This is a genomic window from Stenotrophomonas maltophilia group sp. Smal13 (genome assembly GCF_030236855.1).
Lineage (GTDB): Bacteria > Pseudomonadota > Gammaproteobacteria > Xanthomonadales > Xanthomonadaceae > Stenotrophomonas > Stenotrophomonas maltophilia_A.
In genome coordinates, this window is record NZ_JASJSQ010000050.1 from 16,155 (window position 1) to 36,104 (window position 19,950).

Genomic DNA, 19,950 nt, shown 5'->3' on the forward strand with positions numbered 1-19,950 from the left:
CCTTGTAGAGTCGAGCCATGCTCGACTGCTTTTTCCGGTCAATGATCGAAGAACGATCGAAAAGCAGTCGAGCATGGCTCGACTCTACAAGGGGGCGTGCCTGATCAGGCCTCCTGCAGCCCCGGCCGGCCGTGCTCGACCGCGTAGCGCTTCCAGCTCTGCACCGTTCCGTTCGGCTGCATCACGGTATCCAGCGTCTTCATGTCGCCGATCCACGCATCACGGGTGACATCGCACAGCACATAGCCACGCTTGTCGGTGGTCGCCCTCAGATAAGGGCTGTGCCGCAGCTGGTTCTCGGCATATGCATCCACACCCTGGCCATCAGCGCCGGACGTGATCGAAGTGGCAAGGAACTCACTGGAGACCACGCCCGAATCACGATGGTCCTGCACCAGGTCGCTGGCGTAATGCCGGTGCGCGTCGCCACACGCCGTCACCACGTTGCCGAAGCCCACCTTCTGGATGTGATCGAGCAGGCGCCGGCGGCTGTCCAGATAGCCCGACCATTGGTCGTCGGACGACTGCACCATCCCGTCCTTCTCGCGCATGTAATTGCCCAACGCCACCTGGTGGGCAATGGTGTGCCAGCGCGGCGCGGCATCGGCCAGGCCGTCGAACAGCCAGCGCTCCTGCTTCGCACCCACAATGCTGCGCTCCGGCGATTCCACCTCCTCACGCAGCGCCATGTTCACCTGCTTGCTGCGGTACTGGCGGGTGTCGAGCAGGTGCAGGTCCATCAGCGTGCCGTAGCGTGCACGCCGGTACATCTGCATGTGGCCATCGCGCGGGAATGCCGAACGGCGCAGTGGCATGTTCTCGTAGTAGGCCTGGAACGCCTGTGCGCGGCGCAGCAGGAACACTTCGCTGGGCGTATCGTCCTGGTCTTCGGCGCCGGCCCAGTTGTTGTCCACTTCATGGTCATCGAAGGTGACGAACCACGGCGCCGACGCATGCGCGGCCTGCAGGTCGGCATCGCTCTTGTACTGGGCGTAGCGGCGACGGTAGTCGTCCAGCGTGTAGGTCTGCGGCCCGACATGATTGCGCAGGTTGGTGAACGGCTGGCCGTTCATTTTCCGCAGGCCCGGCTGGCTTTCGCCTTCGTAGATGTAATCACCGTAGTGGAAAACGAAATCCAGCGGTTCCTCGGCAATGCGCCGCCACGCGGTGTAGTGGCCTTCTTCGTAGTGCTGGCAACCGGCCACCGCAAAGCGCACGCGATCCACTGCGGCCGTGGCTGCGGGCAGCGTGCGGGTGCAACCGACCGCACTGGCGTGGCCGCCTACGGTGAAGCGGTACCAGTAAGGCCGTGCGGGCGCCAACCCACCCAGCTCCACGTGCACAGCGTGGCCGAGTTCGGGATGCGCCATCGCCGAACCCTGGCGTACCACCTTGCGCATGCCCTCGTCCGCCGCCAGCTGCCATTCGACCACCATCGGCCGGGTCGGCATGCCACCGCCGAACACCAGCGGCTCGGTCGCCAGCCGTGTCCACAGCACCATGCCATCGGCCGAAGGATCACCCGAGGCCACGCCCAGGGTGAACGGCGTGCTGGCGAACCGCGGCGACGCCAGCAGGTTGCGCGGGTTCAGCGCGGCGGCATCGGTCTGTGCGGCCAGCGCGTGCGCCGTGCCCATCCACGCGCCGGCAGCAGACAGGCCGGCCAGGGCCAGGAATCGCCTGCGATTGATCGTATCCACGGCTGCGCCCTCAGTTGTAGATGATGTGGAAATAGAAGAAGCGGCCGTAGTCGTCGATCTCGGTACGGAAGCGCCCGTTCGGGCCGGTGCTGTAGGTCGGCTGGGTGTTGAACAGGTTCTTGGCCTCGTACTTCAGCGTCACGTGCCTGCTGACCTTGTGGCTGAAGCCCATGTTGAAGGTCATATACGGGTCGTAGTACGAATCCAGCCACTGGGTATCGCCGAAGTCGACCAGCATCCGGCTGCGGTAGGTACCGGACAGGCGCAGCTGTGCGCTCTTCCACGGCATGCGCCAGATCACCGACCCATTGAGCGACCAGTCCGGCTGGTACAGCAGGCGGTCCAGGCGGCGTTCGGTGCCATCACTGATGCGGTAGTTGGTCTGGCCTTCCAGCCGCGTTGCGTTGAAGTACATGTCGAAGCGCTGGCGGCCCCACTGCAGGTTGCGGTTGGCCACCGCGAACTCGACACCGCGCAGCCTGGACTCGTCGGTGTTCATCGGCTGGGTGACCCGGTAGCGGGTATCGCCAACGTTCTCGAAGGTGGTCAGGGTGTAGATGTCGTCCTTGATCACTTTGTCGAACAGTGCCACCGAGACCAGGCCGTTGTTGCCGTTGAAGTACAGGTCCCACGCCAGGTCGATGTTGGTGGAACGGCGCGGCTGCAGGTTGGCGTTGCCCTGCTTGATGGTGCAGAAGCCCCTGCCCTCCTCGTCATCACCACAGCTGGTGCTGGTGGCCTGGGCGATGTTGCTGGGTGTCGGCCGGCCCAGCGTGCGGCTGGCGGAGAAGCGCAGGCGCTGGTCCTCGCTCAACTTGAACGTCGCATTCAATGAAGGCAGCAGGTTGTTGTAGCCACCGCTCGTATTGCGGAAGGCAGAGGTATACGTAGTGCCGCCATCATCGCTGAATGGGCTGTAGGCATCGAAGCGGGTGTGGTCGTAGCGCAGGCCGCCGATCAGCAGCAGTCGGTCCCAGGCGTAGTGTGCGGACACGTAGGCATTGGTGATGTCCTCCACGTACTTGTAGTCGCTGGTGAAGTTGGCATTTGGATACGCCGCATTGTTGTTGCCCAGTTTCGGCAGCAGTTCCTCGTTCCACTTGCGGTTGTCGATCAGCGGGAAGCCCGGCACGCTGCCCAGCAGCGTCGAACCCGGATACAGGTAATCGTTGAGCGTGGCACTGCTCTTGAAGTAGTCGAAGTCGATGTCCTGCCAGATCTTCAGATGGCGGTACTCGGCGCCGGCGGCCAGGCCGAAGCCACGCGCATCGGCGTCGATGTTGTAGCTGAAGTCGGCACGCAGGTTGTCGATGCTCTCCTTGGCGTCGCGCGGCGAGACATAGGCCTGTGCCGGGTTGAGCTTGAACGCCGAGCTGGTCAGCAGGCTGGAATCGGAAACCGCCACTGCGTTCGGGAAGCCGTGGCTGTCGTTCTCGTAGTCGACGAACAGATTGCTTGGGTAGGCGCGCACACCCCAGTAGACCTGATTGTTGTGGAAGGTCTCTTCGGTGTGGCCACCGCGCAGGGTCAGCCGCGAGCGATCACCGATATCCCAGTTGAAGCTGGCGATGGCGCCACGGTTGCTGCGGTCCCAGCGGTCGTGGCGGTTCTTGATGTAGATGCTGTTGATCTGGGTGGTGCCACTGTCTTCGGTCTGGTTGCGGATCGGAAACTTGGCGTTGCCGTACAGATCGGTCTTGTTCATCGTCGAGTTCTCGTAGAACCGGTACGAGTACAGCAGCAACGATGCGTAGAAAGGATCGTCCGATGGCTTCCATTCCAGCTTGGCCGAGCCACCGAAGTTGGTGATGAAGTTGGTGTAGGTGCCGGTGCTGAAGTTGCCCGGCGCACGCAGTCCGTTCCAGCCCTTGGCCTCGTCCGGCCCGGTGGTGCCGTCGGTGAGGTACTTGCCGGCGTCGTTGTAGTAGTAGTTCGACTCCACCCAGCGCTTGACGCTGTTGCGCGAACGCTGCTCATAGCGCGCTACCGCAACAAGGCCGAATTCCTGGTCGGCACCGAACTGGTTGGAGAACACCATCTTGGCGCTCTTGCCGAAATGCCCCAGGGTCTCGTGGTTGCCACCGGCACTGCGCTCGACATTGGTCTCGGCCGTGGAGTAGATACCAGCCACATCGGCGAACACGTACTTGCCGGACCGGTCGAAGGCACTGCGGCTGATGATGTCGATCACGCCGCCGATCGCATCCGGCGCCTGCTCTGCGCTGAAGCTCTTGTAGATGTCGGTGCGGGTGCCGATGTCGCTGGGAATCAGCTGCAGGTTGTTCATGCGCTCACCCGAGCCACTGCCACCCACGCTGGCAATCGCGATGCCGTCGATGGTGGTGTAGTTGAGGTTGGCCTGCACGCCACGCACCGTCACGTAACGGGGCTCACCGGCATCCTCCACGGCACTCAGGCCCGGCGCGGCCATCAGGCTCTCGGCCAGGGTCTCGTCGCCGTAGCTGTCCATCTCGTCGTAGACCACCGAATCCTTGATCACCGGCGAGGTCTTCTTCTGGTCGATCACCTCATGCGCAGCAATCACCTTCACCGTGCCCAGGGTCGGCGCCACCACCGCTTCGGCCTCGCGCGGCTTCGGCGCGGCCGGCTTCGGTTCGTTGTGTGCCGGCGCAGGATCAATGGCGATGACGTTGCCATCCACCACGGTGTAGCCCAGGCCGGTCCCTGCCAGCAGCGCGTCCAGCGCCTGCTTGACGGTGGCACCGCGCGGCACCGCACCGGCCATGTGCACTTCACCGCTGCCCGAATACAGGAACTGCACGCCGGAACTGCGCGACAACTGCTCCAGCGCGCGCGCCAGCGGCTGCGCCGCGATCGGCGCCGAAACGCGGGCCTCGAGGCCATCGGCAGTGGCCGCAGCCGCCAGCGGCACGCTGCAGGGAGACAGCGCGAGGATGATCGACAGGTAAAGCGTGTTGCGCATCACGGGTCCTTGGAAGAGAGAAAGCAGCAGGTGCCGCTGCGTGACTCGGCAGCGGCTTCTCCCAAGTAAGAGCCCGCATCCACCGAAGTGGAGAACGCGGATTTGATGAATTTTTTCTGACAACCCACGGCCATGTCGACCTCAGCGACTGCCAACCCGCACGGTGTCGCCTTCGCGCCGCACCACGAAACGCGGATCGCGCTCGAGGAAGGTCTGCAGCGCACCGATGCGATGCGCGTCCAGGCTGCCGGACAACCGCGCCGACGCCGCACCTTCATCCAGCACCCGCACCTGCACCTGGTTGTGGCGGTTGAAGGCGGCGGCCACCTCATCCAGCCGCTCGTCCAGGAAAGAGACCTTGCGTTGCTGCCAGTCCAGCAGCATCGACAACGGCACATCCAACGACTCGACCGCATGGCTGCGCGCGTCGACCTGCACCACCTGGCCTTTGCCCAGTTGTGCAAGACGCCGCGCATCCGCACCGTGGCTCCACACTTCCACCTCGCCGGAAACCACACCGATGCGGGTGCCCTGCAGCCGTCGCGACACGTCGAACACCGTGCCGATATCGCGGATCTGCAATCCGTTCACCTGCACCTCGAACGGCCGTCGGTCCTGGGCGATGTCGAACGTGGCCTCGCCCTGCAGCAGCTCCACCCTGCGGCTGAACCCGCCCATGCGCACCCGCAGGCGGCTGTCCGCGTTCAGCCGCACCTGGGTCTGATCGGGCAGCACCAGGTCACGAATTTCTCCATGTCCGGCGCTGTAAAGCTGCTCGGTGGGCATCAGCTGCGGTACCAGGCCCACGCCGAGCAGGGCGATACAGGCTGCGGCAGCCGCCACCCACCAACGCGTGCGACGGCTGTGCGGCGCACTGCGCAGCGGGGCCTGTGCGTGTCCGAACAGCGGCACGACCTTGGCAGCGGCCTGCTGTGGCGGCACCGAGGCCTCTTCAGCCAATGCCGATTGCAGCGCCTCACCAATCTGCCGGTGCAGTGCGAGCGCGTGCATATAGGCGCGCACATGCTCCGGCGAGCGCTTCATCCAGTCCAGCAACGCAACCCGCTCCGCCTCGCCCAGCACGCCCTCGCGATTGCGCTGGAACCAGTCCATGGCCTCGCTGGCGATCACGTCGTCGGCCGCACCCGATGGATTCCGTTTCATGTGAGCTCCCTGGCGCCCAGCGCCTTCCTGCAGGCGTCCAGCCCCTTGCCGATATGCTTGCGCACCATATGCACCGAGACCTGCAGCTGCTGGCTGATTGCCGGGCAGTCCAGCCCGTCGCGATAATGCAGCTCCATCACCCGCCGCGTGGTCGCCGGCAGCCGTGCGATGGTGCTGCGGATATCGCTCCAGCGCTGCGCGCGCTCGAATTCGCCTTCGATGTCTTCTTCGCTCTTCAACACTTCGGCCAGGAGGTCGACGTCCTCCAGCGGCGGCAGCGACGAACGCGCGCGCGCGTGCTCCCGTGCAAGATTGGCGGCCACGGTGAACAGGTAGGCTTCCGGGTTCTCGACCGCGTCGGCATGCTCACCGGTGCTGCGCAGCAGCCGCAGGTAAACCTCCTGCGCCAGATCCTCGGCATCTTCGCTGGCAGAACCCCGGCGCAGGAAGAAGCCGCGCAGCAGCCGCCGCCGCAGCGCATAGCTCTTCTCCCAGATCCTCACGCTGTTCACGGCCGGCCAACCACCCCAAGGCTGGAAAGCCCCGCAGGGTGACGGCCATCGATGACAGTGGCGTTTCAACTGCCGGCACGCAGCCGCTAGAATGCCGCCCCTGCAGTTTCCAGCAGCCGGCACAAGGAGTGCCCCGCAATGAACGCCCGCACCGCCATCAACACCCTCAGCAGCCTGCTGTTCCTGCTGCTGGTCGCCCACACCACCGCCTACCAGCAGCAGATGTGGCCGCCCAGCCGTGTCGTCCACGTGCATCCGGTGGTCGTCGCCCTCGCCTACGCGCTGGGCCTGCTCACCCTGCTGCTGTGGATCGGAGGACGCCGCTTGCCGGAACGCTGCCAGCAGCTCTCAGGCTGGCTGCCGATCGTGGCCTGGTGCCTGCTGGGGGTTGGTGTGGCGGTCATCCCGATGTTCTTCCCGGGCCTGTCCCCGGCCTGATCAGCGGCCGCACCCGGCGCGCCCGCCCATGATACGGCGCCACGTGCCAACCCTTGCTTGCCAGAGACCCAAGCCCTGCCCGCCTATCGAAGCCGGGGGGCCGGGCCTACGCTTGTCTTCTCGGCGGCCGCCACGGTCGCCCTTCGCGTCACGGCCCCGCCGTTGCGACCCCGCTCCAGTGCTGTGCGCCCTGCCGGTGTTGTCGCCCAGGCAGAAGTCCGACCGGCGCCCTCTGGAGACAGTCATGAACCAAGCGCTCATTCCCTTCGATACCGATCCGCTGGAAACCCGCGAGTGGCGTGAATCACTGGAAGCGGTGATGCAGACCGGTGGCCGGCCGCGCGCGCACTACCTGATCGACCAGCTCAGCGAGCTGGATGCACAGCAGCACGGCGACCTGCATACCCGTGCCTGGACCGCCTACGTCAACACCATCCCGCCCGAGCGCCAGCCGGCCTACCCGGGTGATCTGGCCATCGAGCGCCGCCTGAACGCGATGATCCGCTGGAATGCGATGGTGATGGTGCTGCGTGCCGGCAAGCATTCCAACGTCGGTGGCCACATCGCCACCTACCAGTCGGCGGCAGTACTGTACGACGTGGGCTTCGATCATTTCTTCCGTGGCCGTACCGACACCTTCGACGGCGACATGATCTACATCCAGGGCCACTCCGCGCCGGGCATCTATGGCCGCGCGTACGTGGAAGGCCGCATCGATCCGGCGCGCATGGACAACTTCCGCCGCGAAGCCGGGCGCGAAGGCCTGTCCTCGTATCCACACCCGCGATTGATGCCGGAGTTCTGGCAGTTCCCCACCGTGTCGATGGGGCTGGGCCCGCTGACCGCCGCCTACCAGGCGCGCTACATGCGTTACCTGGAATACCGCGGCCTGAAAGAACACCAGGGCCGCAAAGTCTGGGCCTTCCTCGGCGACGGCGAGATGGACCAGCCCGAGTCGCTGGCGGCGATCTCGCTGGCCGGCCGCGAGCGGCTGGACAACATCGTGTTCGTGGTGAACTGCAACCTGCAGCGCCTGGACGGTCCGGTGCGTGGCAACGCCAAGGTCATCCAGGAACTGGAAGGCACCTTCCGCGCCGCTGGCTGGAACGTGATCAAGCTGATCTGGGGCAGCGGCTGGGACGACCTGCTGGCCCGCGACCACAGCGGCCTGCTGCGCCAGCGCATGATGGAATGCGTGGACGGCGACTACCAGACCTTCAAGTCGCAGAACGGTGCCTACGTGCGCGAGCACTTCTTCGGTCGTTACCCCGAACTGCTGGAGCTGGTCGCGCACATGAGCGACGACGACATCTGGGCGCTGGCGCGTGGTGGCCATGATCCGCAGAAGGTGTACGCCGCCTACCAGCAGGCAGTGAACACCAGCGGCCGGCCCACCGTGATCCTGGCCAAGACGGTCAAGGGTTTCGGCATGGGTGAAGCCGGTGAAGGCCAGAACATCAACCACCAGCTGAAGAAGATGAGCGCCGACGCGGTGCGCGCCTTCCGCGACCGTTTCAACCTGCCGGTCAGCGACGACCAGCTGGAGGAGATGCCCTATCTGCGCCCGGAACCGGGCAGCGCCGAAGCCATCTACTTCGCCGAGCGCCGCCGCATCCAGGGCGGGCAACTACCCGCGCGCCTGGCCAAGGTCGATCCGCTGCCGCTGCCGCCGCTGTCGATCTTCAATACCCAGCTGCAGGGCAGCGGCGATCGCGGACAGTCCACCACCATGGGCTTCGTGCGCATTCTCACCAGCCTGCTGAAGGACCCGGAACTGGGCAAGCTGGTGATTCCGATCGTGCCCGATGAATCGCGCACCTTCGGCATGGAAGGCCTGTTCCGCCAGATCGGCATCCACTCCTACCTGGGCCAGCTGTATACCCCGCAGGATGCCGGCCAGCTGAGCTATTACAAGGAAGCCAAGGACGGCCAGATCCTGCAGGAAGGCATCAATGAATCCGGCGCGATCTGCTCGTGGATCGCCGCCGGCACTGCCTACAGCAACCACGGCCTGGCGACGATCCCGTTCTACATCTTCTACTCGATGTTCGGCCTGCAGCGCGTCGGTGACCTGGCCTGGGCCGCCGCCGATGCGCGCACCCGTGGATTCCTGCTGGGTGCCACCTCCGGCCGCACCACGCTGATGGGCGAAGGCCTGCAGCATGACGACGGCCACAGCCACGTGCTGTCGTCGGTCATCCCGAGCTGCGTATCCTACGACCCGACCTACAACTACGAGCTGGCGGTGATCATCCACGACGGCCTGCGCCGCATGTACGTCGAGCAGGAAGACATCTACTACTACATCACCGTACTCAACGAGAACTATCCGCAACCGGCGCTGCCCGAGGGCGCCGAGGCCGGCATCCTGAAGGGCCTGTACCTGCTGCACCCGACGGCCGCCGACAGCGACTCGCAGCCACGCGTGCAGCTGATGGGCAGCGGTTCGATCCTGCGCGAAGTGGAAGCCGCGGCAGAACTGCTGCAGCAGGACTTCGGCATCGCCAGCGATGTGTGGAGCGCGACCAGCCTGACCGAACTGCGCCGCGATGGCCTGGCTGCCGAGCGCTGGAACCTGCTGCATCCGGCCGAGGAGCCCCGCGTGCCCTACCTGCAGCAGTGCCTGCAGGGCCATGAAGGCCCGGTGGTGGTGGCCACCGACTACATGAAGATCGTCGGCGACCAGATCCGTCCCTTCATCAACGACCGCCGCTTCACCGCGCTCGGTACCGATGGCTTCGGCCGCTCCGACACGCGTGAGTCGCTGCGCACGTTCTTCGAAGTGGATCGCCACTTCATCGTGCTGGCCGCCCTGAAGTCGCTGGCCGACGAAGGCCGCATCGAGCGCGCGCGGATGCAGGACGCCATCGACAAGTACGGCATCGACACCGGCAAGCGCGACCCTGCTGCGGTGTAAGGCTGCTGCATTCACCACGCCCGTTCTACGGGCGTGGTGCCGGCGGCAACGCTAGGGCATTCGCTTGAACAGATTGGTCTGCAGGATCGGCGTACCGTCGTGGCCGTAGAACGCCTTGGTCTCGGTCATCGTCGAGCGGTCGGCCGCGACGGTATAGATACGGGTGGAGGCCGGCGTGCCGTGGTCCACCAGCTGCATCACCAGGGTGTTCGGCGCTGGCAGTTTCAGGTTGGCCTTGTCCGCGCCATAGGTGCCGGACAGGGCGCCCGGCGTACCATCCAGCGCCAGCGTGCCGTCGGATTTCATGGTCTTGCCATCGTGCAGGACGATGTCCACGTGTGAACTCCAACGCCCCGCACCGGCGTCCTTGAACTCCAGCACCACCTGCTTCGGGCGCTGCGCCTCGGGCAACGCAGACGTAGCGATATCCAGCGACCAGCGCCCCAGCAGCGGTGAAGGAGACGCCTCCACTGCCAGCGCCGGAACGGCGGGGAATGAAAGCGCAGACAACAACACAGCGGACAACAGCTTCATACGTTGCTCCATTCGGCGAAGAAGGCTCTGCGTGAGGCGTTGTGGGGCGCAGCACGGTCAATGCTGCTCGCCCACGGCGTGTGCTGCAAGCCACTCGCTGAATGGCCGACCTCGCACCATGTCAGACCGCTGTCACACAGGGGTAGTAGAACGATCCCGGATCTCCGGCCTCCTCCCCCAAAAACAGCGTTGAACGCGCAGCCATCGCTGCGGCAGCTCTATGCCGCCGGCCACTTCGCCCGCACTCTGGTCTGGTCGTTCGTGGACCTGGCACTCGGCTACTACCTGCACGCGCGGCTGGGGCTGTCGGCTGCCCACACCGGCCAACTGCTGGCGATCTCCCTGGCCTACAGCAGCGTGCTCGACCTGCTGCTGGCCGCCGTGTTCACCCGCCTGCACGACCAGCGTCGCCTCGCCTTGCGCCTGCAGTTGATCGGCGGGCTCGGCACCGCCGCCAGCGCCTGCCTGCTGTTCAGCCCCAGCACCGCGACCGAGCCCGCCTTCCTGCCGCTGTTGGCCGCCTCGCTCTTGTTCCGTACCTGCTACGCGGTTTACGACGTGGCCCAGAATGCATTGACTTCGCTGTTGCCCCGCGACGAGAACGAGGCCATGCGCTACGTTTCCGCTCGCGCGGTAGTGGTACCGATCTCCAAGCTGTGCATCGCTGCAGCACTGTTCGGCGTGGTCGGTGCACCTGAATCTGCAGGCAGTGGCAGCGCGCTGCTGATCTGCATGATCATCGGCATCCTGATCGCGGCCGCCGCGCTTCCCCTGGCCTGCGTCGCCACGCCCGCACAGCCCGCCACAACCAGCAGGCCCGTTGCCGGCGCCCTGCCGCTGCCGGCACTGCTGCCGGTTCTGCTGGCCGCGGCGGCGGAGACCGCGTTGGTTGGCCTGGCCGGGCGTCTGTTCCCCTTCGCCGAACATGGGGCAGCACTGACCTTCGCGATGGTGGCTGGCATGGTGGTCGCGCCTTGGCTCCATCTGCGCCTGCGCCCCCCGCTGTGCAGCGAGACAGGCCTGATCGCGCTGATGTCGGTGCTGGTCATCGCTGCCGTCTGCGTTTACCAGGCCAAGCCCTCCCTGCCTGTAGCGATTGCGTGTGCCGCTGTCCATGGGGCGGCGGTAGCCAGTGTCGGCCTGGTGCTGTGGCGGCGCACCGCGCTGATCGCCCGTCGCCATGCCGCCCGCAGCGGGCGCGAGGATGACCTTAGCTGTTTTGCGCTGCTCACTGGAACCATGAAACTGTCCATTGCCGCCTCCTCATTGCTGCTGGGCCAGCTGCTGCCCGGCATACAGGCCGGTGATCCGGGCACCTCTGCCGCACTGGTCTCGCTGGTTGCCGTCGGCAGTCTGCTGTCGCTGGCCGCATTGGCCTGGCCGGTCGCGCTGCCGCATACCGAGGGGCTGCACCCATGAACCTGGCTCCTACATCGCGGCTGCGCCGCAAACCGCTGATCGCGCTGGATGCCGACCACAAGCGCATCATCTGGCTGTTGCGCACGATGGGCGCTGTTCCCCGCATTACCATTGCCCACCAGCTGGGCATGCACAACGGTGCATTGACCCGCCTGGCGCGTGAACTGTTGATGCTGGAGGTGATCGAGGAACAGGGACAACTGTCCGATGGCCAACGGGGGCGTCCATCGGTGCCACTGGCACTGTCCGGGCGGGGTGGCTATGCCGCCGGTGCCACGGTGCACCCCGGTTGGCTGGAGATCGCGTTGGTGGATTTTGCCGGCCAGGTCATCGCCCGCGATGCAACCGCATTCGACAGCGCAGATCCTTACGACTTCGTGCACGCGGTGGACCAGCGCCTGCGCAGCCTCACCAGCCGCACCGGGCTCATGCGCGCGCGCTTCCTGGGCCTCGGCGTGGCGGTTCCCGGGCCCGTGGTCGAAACCGGTCCGGCACGCCGGCACGCGGTGGACTGGCTGCATGGCTGGCGCGATATCGACAACGACCAGTTCTTCGAAGACTACTTCGGTTTCCCGGTCTGGGTGGAGAACGATGCAACCCTGGCGGCGCTGGCGGAATACTACGACAGCGGACTGATCCGCGACTGCGCGTCGGCGCTGTTGCTGTATGTCGGCCACGGCGTGGGCGGTGGCGTGATCCATCGACGTGATGTGATGCGCGGTGAGTTCGGCAATGCCGGCGATATCGGTCGCCTGTTCCGGATGGACGCACCGCGTCCCTCGGGCATCGACCTGCTGGCCACGTTGCGCGACGCCGGCGCCGGCATTCCTTCACTGTTCGAACTGGAGGCCTGCCTGCACACCCATGCCGGCATCATCAATGCCTGGGCAGAACGTGCGGGCAACCAGCTGGGCGTGGCGGCCAATACCGGTGTGGCATGGCTCGATCCTGGCGCCGTGATCCTGTCCGGCTCACTGCCAAGGCAGGTACTGGAAGTGTTGGGGCAACACCTGCAGCAACCGGCACGCTGGAGCAGTGCGCTGGACAGCCTGCGCCTGCCGCAGGTGCATGTGTCGCGGCTGGGAGGATCTGCGGTATCGGTGGGCGCGGCGCTGCTGCCGATCCATCAGCTGGGCGCCGACGCCCTCGCTTAATTGTTTATTTCCGCCGAAGTAAACAATTCCGTCATCGCCCGGACCTACCGTGCAGCGGTCCCCCTTCCCTGCATGGCCGCCCTCCGATGAACATCAGCCCTCTGGTCCTGGGCATCTCCCTGGCCCTGATCACCCTGCACGGCAGTGCGTCTGCGCAGGACGCCCCCGTCCAGAACAAGGACAGTGCCGACGCTGCAACGCTGGATGCGGTGGTGGTTACCGGTGCGGCACGCACCCAGCGTCGCTTCGATGCGTCCTTCGCGGTCAATTCACTCAGCCGCGAAGACGTGCAGAAACTCGCACCGAAAAGCTACGCCGACCTGCTCGGCTCGGTTCCCGGCATCCATGTCGAGGCCACCGGCGGCGAGGTGCAGAACATCACCCGGCTGCGCGGCATTCCCACCGATCGTGGCTTCATCGCCTTCCAGCAGGATGGCCTGCCGCTCTACCAGGAGCTGGATGGTCACTTCTTCAATTCCGGCGACGGCATGAACCGGTTCGATGTGATGAACCAGCGGGTAGAGATCGTACGTGGTGGCCCGGCGCCGATCTATGCCAGCAGCGGCGGCGCCATCGTCAACAACATACTGGCCGAGGGCTCGGAAGAGACCCACGGCAAGGCGCAGCTGACCATCGGCGATACCGGCCTGTACCGCGGCGAGATGTACCAGTCCGGCGCGCTGGGCAAGGACACCTTCTACGCCGTCGGTGGCTTCCTGCGCCAGCACGACGGCTACCGCGACAACGGCTTCCCGAACGACAAGGGCGGCCAGATCCGCGGCAACATCAAGCACTACTTCGACGACACCAGCTGGTTCAAGGTCAGCGGAACCTTCGTTGACGACCACAATACGTTCTACCTGCCGATCCCGGTCGCCGACCCTCGCAATCCCAGCGTCCCGCTGGATCCCTACATCGACTACTTCGACGGCACCCTGAACTCGCCCTCGCTGCGCAGTGTCAACCTGAAGTACCTCGATGGCGGCGGTGTCCTGCAGGGCATGAACCGCGATCTGGCCGATGGCCGCCACATGCGCTTCGGCAACATCGGCTTCCAATACGAGAACACCGCCACCGACTGGACCCTGTCGCTGAAATCCGGCTACACCAAGGGCCGCAATACCTTCGACGCGCTGTACTCGACCACCAATCCGGTCGACGCACGCAACTTCGCCAACGGCTATCTGGGCGCGGCCCGCAGCGCCTTCGGTGCCGGCGTCACGCGGATGGGCTACGCGCTGGCCGGCAGCAACGGCGCCACTGCCTACGATCCCTACGCCGACTCCGGCCTGGTGATCTCGGCGCAGTACCGTGCCGCAGATTCGGACTTCTACTCCGGCCAAGCCGACTTCAGCGCGACACGGCTGTTTGAAACGGCCTGGGGCAGCCACGATCTGAACATCGGTGCGTACACCGCCTTCTTCGGCACCACGTCCTTCAGCCTGTACCAGGACATGCTGATGGAGATGCGCGGCAAGCCACGCCTGCTGGATCTGGTGGCCTACGGCAACGATGGCACGCCGCTGGGATATGTCACCGACAAGGGCACGCTGCGCTATACCACCACCCTCAATCGCGGTAAGGTCGATGCCCGCATGTTCGCGGTCTACGCCAATGACACGTGGGCACTGACGGACCGCTTCAAGCTTGATGCCGGTATCCGCCATGAACGCTACCGCTATGAAGGCTATGCGGAGCAGACCGCCCAGGTCGACCTCGGCGATCGCAGCACACTGGCCGACAACACCACACGCCGGTTCACCGGCGTCGTCCAGAACCATCGCCTGAACCCGACCGCCACCAACTGGACGGTCGGTGCGAACTTCGACTTCACCCCTGCAGTGGGCGCCTACGCCCGCGTGTCGCACATGGAGATCGTTCCCAATTCGTCGGTGGCGCGCTCGATCGATCCGACCATCGTGCAGACCCAGCTGGACCAGTACGAGCTGGGCCTGAAGGCGGCTTTTGGCCGGTCCTACCTGTACCTGACCGCGTTCTATACGAAGTTCGATCCACTCAACGCGTCCTTCGTTGCCTTCAATCCGACGACCGGCCGCAATGACCAGTCGGTGCCCTTCATCGGTACCGCCGTCTCCAAGGGCATCGAACTGGATGGCCTGTTCCGGCCGCTGGACTGGTTCAGCATCGCCGGTTCGATCACGGTCAGCGATCCGCAGTACGACAGCCTGCAGAACGATTCCGGCGCCGATCCGGCCGCGGTCAACGGCAAGCAGATCGTCCGCGAACCCAAGCTCTACGGCAACCTGCGACCGACTTTCAGTTTCCAGTACGGCCAGGACCAGTTCGAGACCTGGCTGCGCTATGACGTGGTCGGCAAGTCCTATGTCGATCTGTTCAACCAGACCGCGTTGCCTGCCTACCAGACCGTGGGTCTGGGCGTTTCATGGAAGCGCGGCAACTGGGGCGCACAGCTGGTGGGCGACAACCTGACCAATGAAAAGGGGCTCACCGAGGGCAACACCCGCACCGATGCACTGGCTGGCCAGGGTTCGGCCGAGGCAATCTATGGACGGCCGCTGTTCGGCCGCAACGTCCGCCTGATGGTCAGCAGGAGCTGGTGATGCACCGACGATTGAGCTTGTCCCTCGCCCTGCTGGCCACGGCTGTGCTGCCGCTTGCAGCGGCCGCTGACGACCGCGACAGCGCGGCACTGGCCGGGCGCTTGTTTCCAACCCTGGTGCAGCTGAAGCACGACGCACTGCCCGCCCCTGCGCGCGCCCTCATGGTCGAACGCACGCAGCGCATGACTGGCTGCCGGACGGCGGCCTGCACACTCGAGGCAGCGCGCTGGACGCCGGCGCAGGCCGATCTGCTGGCCACCACGGTTCCGGCGCGCGCCGATGCCATCGAAAGAGAGCTGGCGGGACTCAACAACATTCTCTCCGTCTATGGCCAGGGCCAGCCGCCCCGCTACGACGCCATCGACGGCCCGGTCGGCGCGGCAGGCAGCACGCGACTGGCCGGAGATGTTGCCATTGCCATGCAGATGAGCGAAGTGGACGCCGGCGCGGCCTACACCGCATTCGATCGCAGCATCGCCGTGGCGGTGGGCCTGCTTGATGCCAATGACCGCCTCGATGCGATCCGCTTCGAGCCCCTCAACGCGGGAATGAATGCCGCGCCATTCGCGCGCGCGCGGCAGTTCGATTGGAATGCGCATCCGTACACAGCGATCATCGTGCTGGGCCAGGGACCGGACGAGCTGACCACCCCACTCAGCGCTGGCAGCAAGCTGCGCCTGAAAGCCGCTGCGCAGCGCTATGCGGCGGGCGATGCACCTTTCATCATCGTCTCCGGTGGCGCCGTGCATCCACGCGGCACCCGAAGCGTCGAAGCGGTGCAGATGCGCGAAGCGCTGATCGCGCGCTTCGGCATTCCCGCAGATGCGATCATCATCGAACCGTATGCCCGCCACACCACCACCAACCTGCGCAACGCGGCGCGGCTGCTGACCGCGCTGCAGGCACCGCCGCAGCAACCGGCACTGGTGGTCAGCAGTCCATCGCATATCGATTCGGTCGCCAGCAACGGGTTCAATGAGCGCAACCGTCGTGAGCTGGGCTACGTTCCCGGCAAGGTCGGTTCACGCATTTCGCCGTACGCGATCACGTTCGTGCCAGCGCCCGAATCACTTCGCATCGACCCGATGGATCCATTGGACCCCTGAAAGGCGCGACGTCATCCTCAGTAGCCGACCTTCAGCGTGAACATCACGTTTCGCGGTGCACCGTACCAGCCCTGGTTGTAGAAGCCGATCTGCGAGTAATAGTGGCGGTCGAACAGATTGTTGATGTTGACCGCCGCAGAGACGTGGGAACTGAACTGGTAGCGCGCCATCAGGTTGACCAGCGCGTAGCCGGGCTGCTCCACCGGCACACGGCGATTCCCTGGCGCGGTGGCGGTCTGGTACATGCGGTTCTGCCAGTCCACGCCACCGCCGATCGTCAGCCGATCCCAGGCACCGGGCAGGCGCCAGGTGGTGAACAGCTTGAACAGGCTGCGCGGCTTGGCGGTATTGATCGCCCGGCCCTGCGCGTCCTGCGCGATGAAGGTGGTGAAGCTGGTGCCCAGGCTCCAGCCAGGCAGCGGCTCGCCGGCCAGTTCCAGTTCCAGGCCGTCCACGGTTGCGCCCTTCACCGCGCGATAGGCCGCCTGCGTGCTGCCTTCGACCAGCCCGCCGGTGGCCTCGGCCAGGTTGTCCTGCTGGGTGCGGAACAACGCCGCCGAAGCATTCAAGCGCTCCTGCAGCCAGCTGCCCTTGAGGCCCAGCTCATAGCTGCGGCCACTGACCGGATCGAGGATCTGCCCGGATTCGTTGCGGTTGTTCTGCGGCTTGAAGATGCCGGTGTAGCTGGCGTACACGCTGCTGTAGCCGTTGAGGTCCCAGACCACGCCGGCATACGGTACGAACTCGTTGCGGTAGCGGTACTTCCGCTTGGTGCCAAAGTAGACCTGGTCGGTCTCCCAGTTGCTCATGCGGCCACCGACGATCACGTGCAGCGGATCGGCCAGCGACAGCCGCGCCACCGCATAGGCACCGCTCTGATGGTTGTCCAGATCGTCGGCCTGGGTCTTGCTGCTGGCCCACGTCGGCTCCGGCGTGCCCGGCCCGTGCCAGTCCAGATAGCTGGCCAGCGGCGGCAGCGGCGCCAGCGCGCGGTACTGCCCCAGCGCGATTTCATCGCGTGAGCGCGACCAGCCGATGGACGCAGTGTGCTGGCGGCCGAACAGCTGGAACGGACCGGACAGGCTGGCACTGATCGCTTCGCGGCGCACCGGACCGTCGTAGCGGGTGAAGCTGTTGCCATTGGGCATGGCGCCGGTAACCGGATCGGGGTAGCCACCGCGATAGAGATGCTTCATTTCCATGTCGGTATGCGAGCGGCTGTAGGACACGCGCGCCTGCCAGTCGTTGCCGAAACGATGGTTGAAATCGAAGAAGCCGTTGCGGGTATCGGTGCTCATCCGTGCCCACGGCGCGGTGGCTGATACCGAGCGGTCGAAACGGGTGCGCGTGCCATCGGCGTTGAACAGCGCGAAGCCGCTGCCGAAGCCACGGTTGTCGTTGCCCTGGTAGGAGATGCCGGCGATCAACCCGGTGTCCTCGCCCAAGTCCACGCTGACCACGCCGTAGAGCGTCTTCGCCGTACTGTCCAGGCCAGCGGTGTAGCTGTCGCCCTCTGCCTGCGCGGCCACCAGGCGACCACGCACACGCCCTTCCCGGCTCAGCGGGCTGGACACATCCGCCCACGCGCGCCGTGCGTCCCAGCTGCCGAGGCTGATGCCACCACTGGCAGCGAACTCGCGCATCGGGCGCTTGCGCACATAGTTCACCGCCGCCGAGGGATTGCCGGCGCCGGTCATCAGGCCGTTGGCGCCGCGCACGATCTCGATGCGGTCATACACCACCATGTCCAGGTTGTTCTCGCCGAAATTCCACGGCGACAGCACCGGCATCACCACGCCATCGAACTGGTAGTTGTCGATGTCGAAGCCGCGTGCGGAGAACGAATAGCGGTTGGCGTCGCTGCGCGTGACCGAGATGCCGGGTGCGGTCGCCAGGGCATCGGCGGTGCTGAGCAGGCCACGGTCCTCGATCTGCTGGCGGGTGACCACGCTGACGGATTGCGGGGTCTGCCGCGAGGTCAGCGACAGTCCGGTCGCCGTGCCCATCGAATCGGTGGTGTACGAACGCGACGTTTCGGTGCTGCCATCAAGGTCGGCAGTGACCTGCACGGTCGGGAGCTGGGAGGTCGTCGCGGCAGGGGCGCGTTCGGCGGCGTGGGCAGCGTTGAACAGCGCCAGGGTCGTGCCGATGGCGCTAGCCAGGGCACACGGGCGGAAACAGGCAGGCATCGGAGATCCAGCGGGAAGGAAAGGCTGGATGAGAATTATTGTCATTTGAGCGTGAGCGTACGTATGCGCGGACGCAGCAGGCGTATGCGCACTGCCGACGGTGGTCCGGACTCAGCGAAGCTCGCTGGGCGCGATGCCGTAGCGCGCGCGGAATGCGGTCGCGAAATTGGTGGCGTGCCGGTAGCCGACGAAATGTGCGGCCTGCTGCACGCTGCAGCCCTGCCGCAGCTGCTCGCAGGCCAGCTGCAGGCGCCGCTCGCGCAGCCAGGCGAACACCGAACACCGGTGCACCTGCTGGAACTTCAGCCGCAGGCTGCTCGGGCTCATGCAGGCCAGGCGCGCCAGATCCTCCAGGCTGTGGTCAGCCGCAGGTGATGCCTGCAGGCAGTCGATCACCCGTTGCAGCATGCGGCGATCACGTGCTGAAACACGCTGGTCCGGCGATGCCTCCTGGGCAGGCGCACCCAACGCCATCGCCAGCATCTGCAGGCCCACACCCTCGCACAGCAGCGCATGCATTGCGCCCTGCCAGGTCCCCGACAGCAACTGTTCGGCGGCATGTTCAAGATGCGCGGGTACCTGCCAGCTGTGCAGCCGCCGGCGACCATGGCGATGCGCCTGCAACAGCAGTTCGCTGATCACCGGATCATCCATCTCGGCCGGTGCATCCAGCGAGACATTCAGACTGCGCATCCGTTGACCGGCCGGATGAATCGCAGTCATCGGCGTGGCATCGGCCAACACCATCGCGCCGGCGCCGCGGTTCATGCCGATCACAGCCTGCCCTTCCAGGCGTGCTCCGGCACGACCTTCCAGCATCACGATCGCAGCGAACGGCGGGGGTGCCTCCGAAGTCGCCTCGAACGGCTGATGCGCGACCACGTCCGACAGCGCCAGGCTGATGCCAGGGCGCAAGCAGCGCTGTTCCACCCTGCCCTCGACCACGCACAGCGCGCCCGAATCGGCGGCGGACGCGAGTGCTGGCAGCCGATAGCGGAAACCACTGCTGCGGCCCAAGCGGTCCAGGTCGGCGAGGGTGAGGCTGTGCATGGTGCGCCCGTGAAGAATCACCCGCCATTCTCATATGAGAACCGTTCTCATATCCAGCCCTGGTGGCAAGGCCCAATCCGCCCTTGTCGATACAAAGAGTTACGTTATAACATTTCACATCAACTTCACGGATCGTGTCATGCGCCGCCATCTCCTTGCTGCAGCCATTCTGTGGCAGTGTGGGCCTCTGTGCATCCTCGCACCTGTTCTCGTGCCCGCTGTCCCGCTGGCCCGCCCTGGC

The 19,950-nt window shown here is 65.5% G+C and carries 13 protein-coding genes; 6 read left to right on the forward strand and 7 right to left on the reverse strand.

From position 1 onward, the window contains the following. Window positions 1-104: 104 nt before the first annotated feature. The 4 genes from QRO95_RS16110 to QRO95_RS16125 form a co-directional block, all read right to left on the reverse strand. Complete coding sequence (locus QRO95_RS16110; RefSeq protein WP_182267583.1) at window positions 105-1,700, reverse strand: alkaline phosphatase; 1,596 nt, start codon at window positions 1,698-1,700, stop codon at window positions 105-107. 10 nt (window positions 1,701-1,710) lie between these two features. Next, complete coding sequence (locus QRO95_RS16115; protein WP_285302988.1) at window positions 1,711-4,644, reverse strand: TonB-dependent receptor; 2,934 nt, start codon at window positions 4,642-4,644, stop codon at window positions 1,711-1,713. Between the two features lie 141 nt (window positions 4,645-4,785). Beyond that, entirely contained in the window at window positions 4,786-5,808 is a 1,023-nt protein-coding gene (locus QRO95_RS16120; RefSeq protein ID WP_285302989.1) for a FecR domain-containing protein, read from the reverse strand. After that, entirely contained in the window at window positions 5,805-6,320 is a 516-nt protein-coding gene (locus tag QRO95_RS16125) for an RNA polymerase sigma factor (protein ID WP_032128424.1), read from the reverse strand. Before QRO95_RS16125 ends, QRO95_RS16120 begins: the two co-directional genes overlap by 4 nt. Window positions 6,321-6,458: 138 nt before the next feature. Between QRO95_RS16125 and QRO95_RS16130 the strand changes: the two genes are divergently transcribed. Together QRO95_RS16130 and aceE are read left to right on the forward strand one after the other, a co-directional pair. Continuing rightward, window positions 6,459-6,758: a hypothetical protein gene (locus QRO95_RS16130; protein ID WP_032128423.1), complete on the forward strand. Its 300-nt coding sequence runs from the start codon at window positions 6,459-6,461 to the stop codon at window positions 6,756-6,758. 244 nt (window positions 6,759-7,002) lie between these two features. Continuing rightward, the gene (gene aceE, locus QRO95_RS16135) at window positions 7,003-9,675 is read left to right on the forward strand and encodes a pyruvate dehydrogenase (acetyl-transferring), homodimeric type (RefSeq protein ID WP_121503746.1); all 2,673 of its coding nucleotides are present in this window, start codon (window positions 7,003-7,005) and stop codon (window positions 9,673-9,675) included. A 51-nt stretch (window positions 9,676-9,726) separates the two neighbouring features. On the opposite strand, the gene QRO95_RS16140 is transcribed toward aceE, so the two are convergent. After that, window positions 9,727-10,209 (reverse strand): LuxR family transcriptional regulator, encoded by a 483-nt coding sequence (locus QRO95_RS16140; RefSeq protein ID WP_121503747.1) that lies wholly within the window; start codon window positions 10,207-10,209, stop codon window positions 9,727-9,729. Window positions 10,210-10,398: 189 nt separating this feature from the next. On the opposite strand from QRO95_RS16140, the gene QRO95_RS16145 reads away from it, so the two are divergent. The 4 genes from QRO95_RS16145 to QRO95_RS16160 all read left to right on the forward strand — a co-directional run bounded on the left by QRO95_RS16145 (window position 10,399) and on the right by QRO95_RS16160 (window position 16,470). After that, on the forward strand, window positions 10,399-11,628 hold the full coding sequence (locus QRO95_RS16145; protein ID WP_121503748.1) for an MFS transporter: 1,230 nt from the start codon (window positions 10,399-10,401) through the stop codon (window positions 11,626-11,628). Then, window positions 11,625-12,782, forward strand: coding sequence for an ROK family protein (locus QRO95_RS16150; RefSeq protein WP_285302990.1), 1,158 nt, complete (start codon window positions 11,625-11,627; stop codon window positions 12,780-12,782). The genes QRO95_RS16145 and QRO95_RS16150 overlap by 4 nt, the downstream gene beginning before the upstream one ends. Window positions 12,783-12,868: 86 nt before the next feature. After that, a complete protein-coding gene (locus QRO95_RS16155) occupies window positions 12,869-15,364 on the forward strand; it encodes a TonB-dependent receptor (RefSeq protein WP_285302991.1) in 2,496 nt (831 codons plus the stop codon). Then, window positions 15,364-16,470 (forward strand): YdcF family protein, encoded by a 1,107-nt coding sequence (locus tag QRO95_RS16160; RefSeq protein ID WP_285302992.1) that lies wholly within the window; start codon window positions 15,364-15,366, stop codon window positions 16,468-16,470. Before QRO95_RS16155 ends, QRO95_RS16160 begins: the two co-directional genes overlap by 1 nt. A gap of 17 nt (window positions 16,471-16,487) precedes the next feature. Here QRO95_RS16160 and QRO95_RS16165 read toward each other — a convergent pair whose 3' ends face one another. Together QRO95_RS16165 and QRO95_RS16170 are read right to left on the reverse strand one after the other, a co-directional pair. Next, window positions 16,488-18,659, reverse strand: coding sequence for a TonB-dependent siderophore receptor (locus QRO95_RS16165; RefSeq protein ID WP_285302993.1), 2,172 nt, complete (start codon window positions 18,657-18,659; stop codon window positions 16,488-16,490). Between the two features lie 111 nt (window positions 18,660-18,770). Next, complete coding sequence (locus QRO95_RS16170; RefSeq protein WP_049422688.1) at window positions 18,771-19,709, reverse strand: AraC family transcriptional regulator; 939 nt, start codon at window positions 19,707-19,709, stop codon at window positions 18,771-18,773. Window positions 19,710-19,950: the final 241 nt, after the last annotated feature.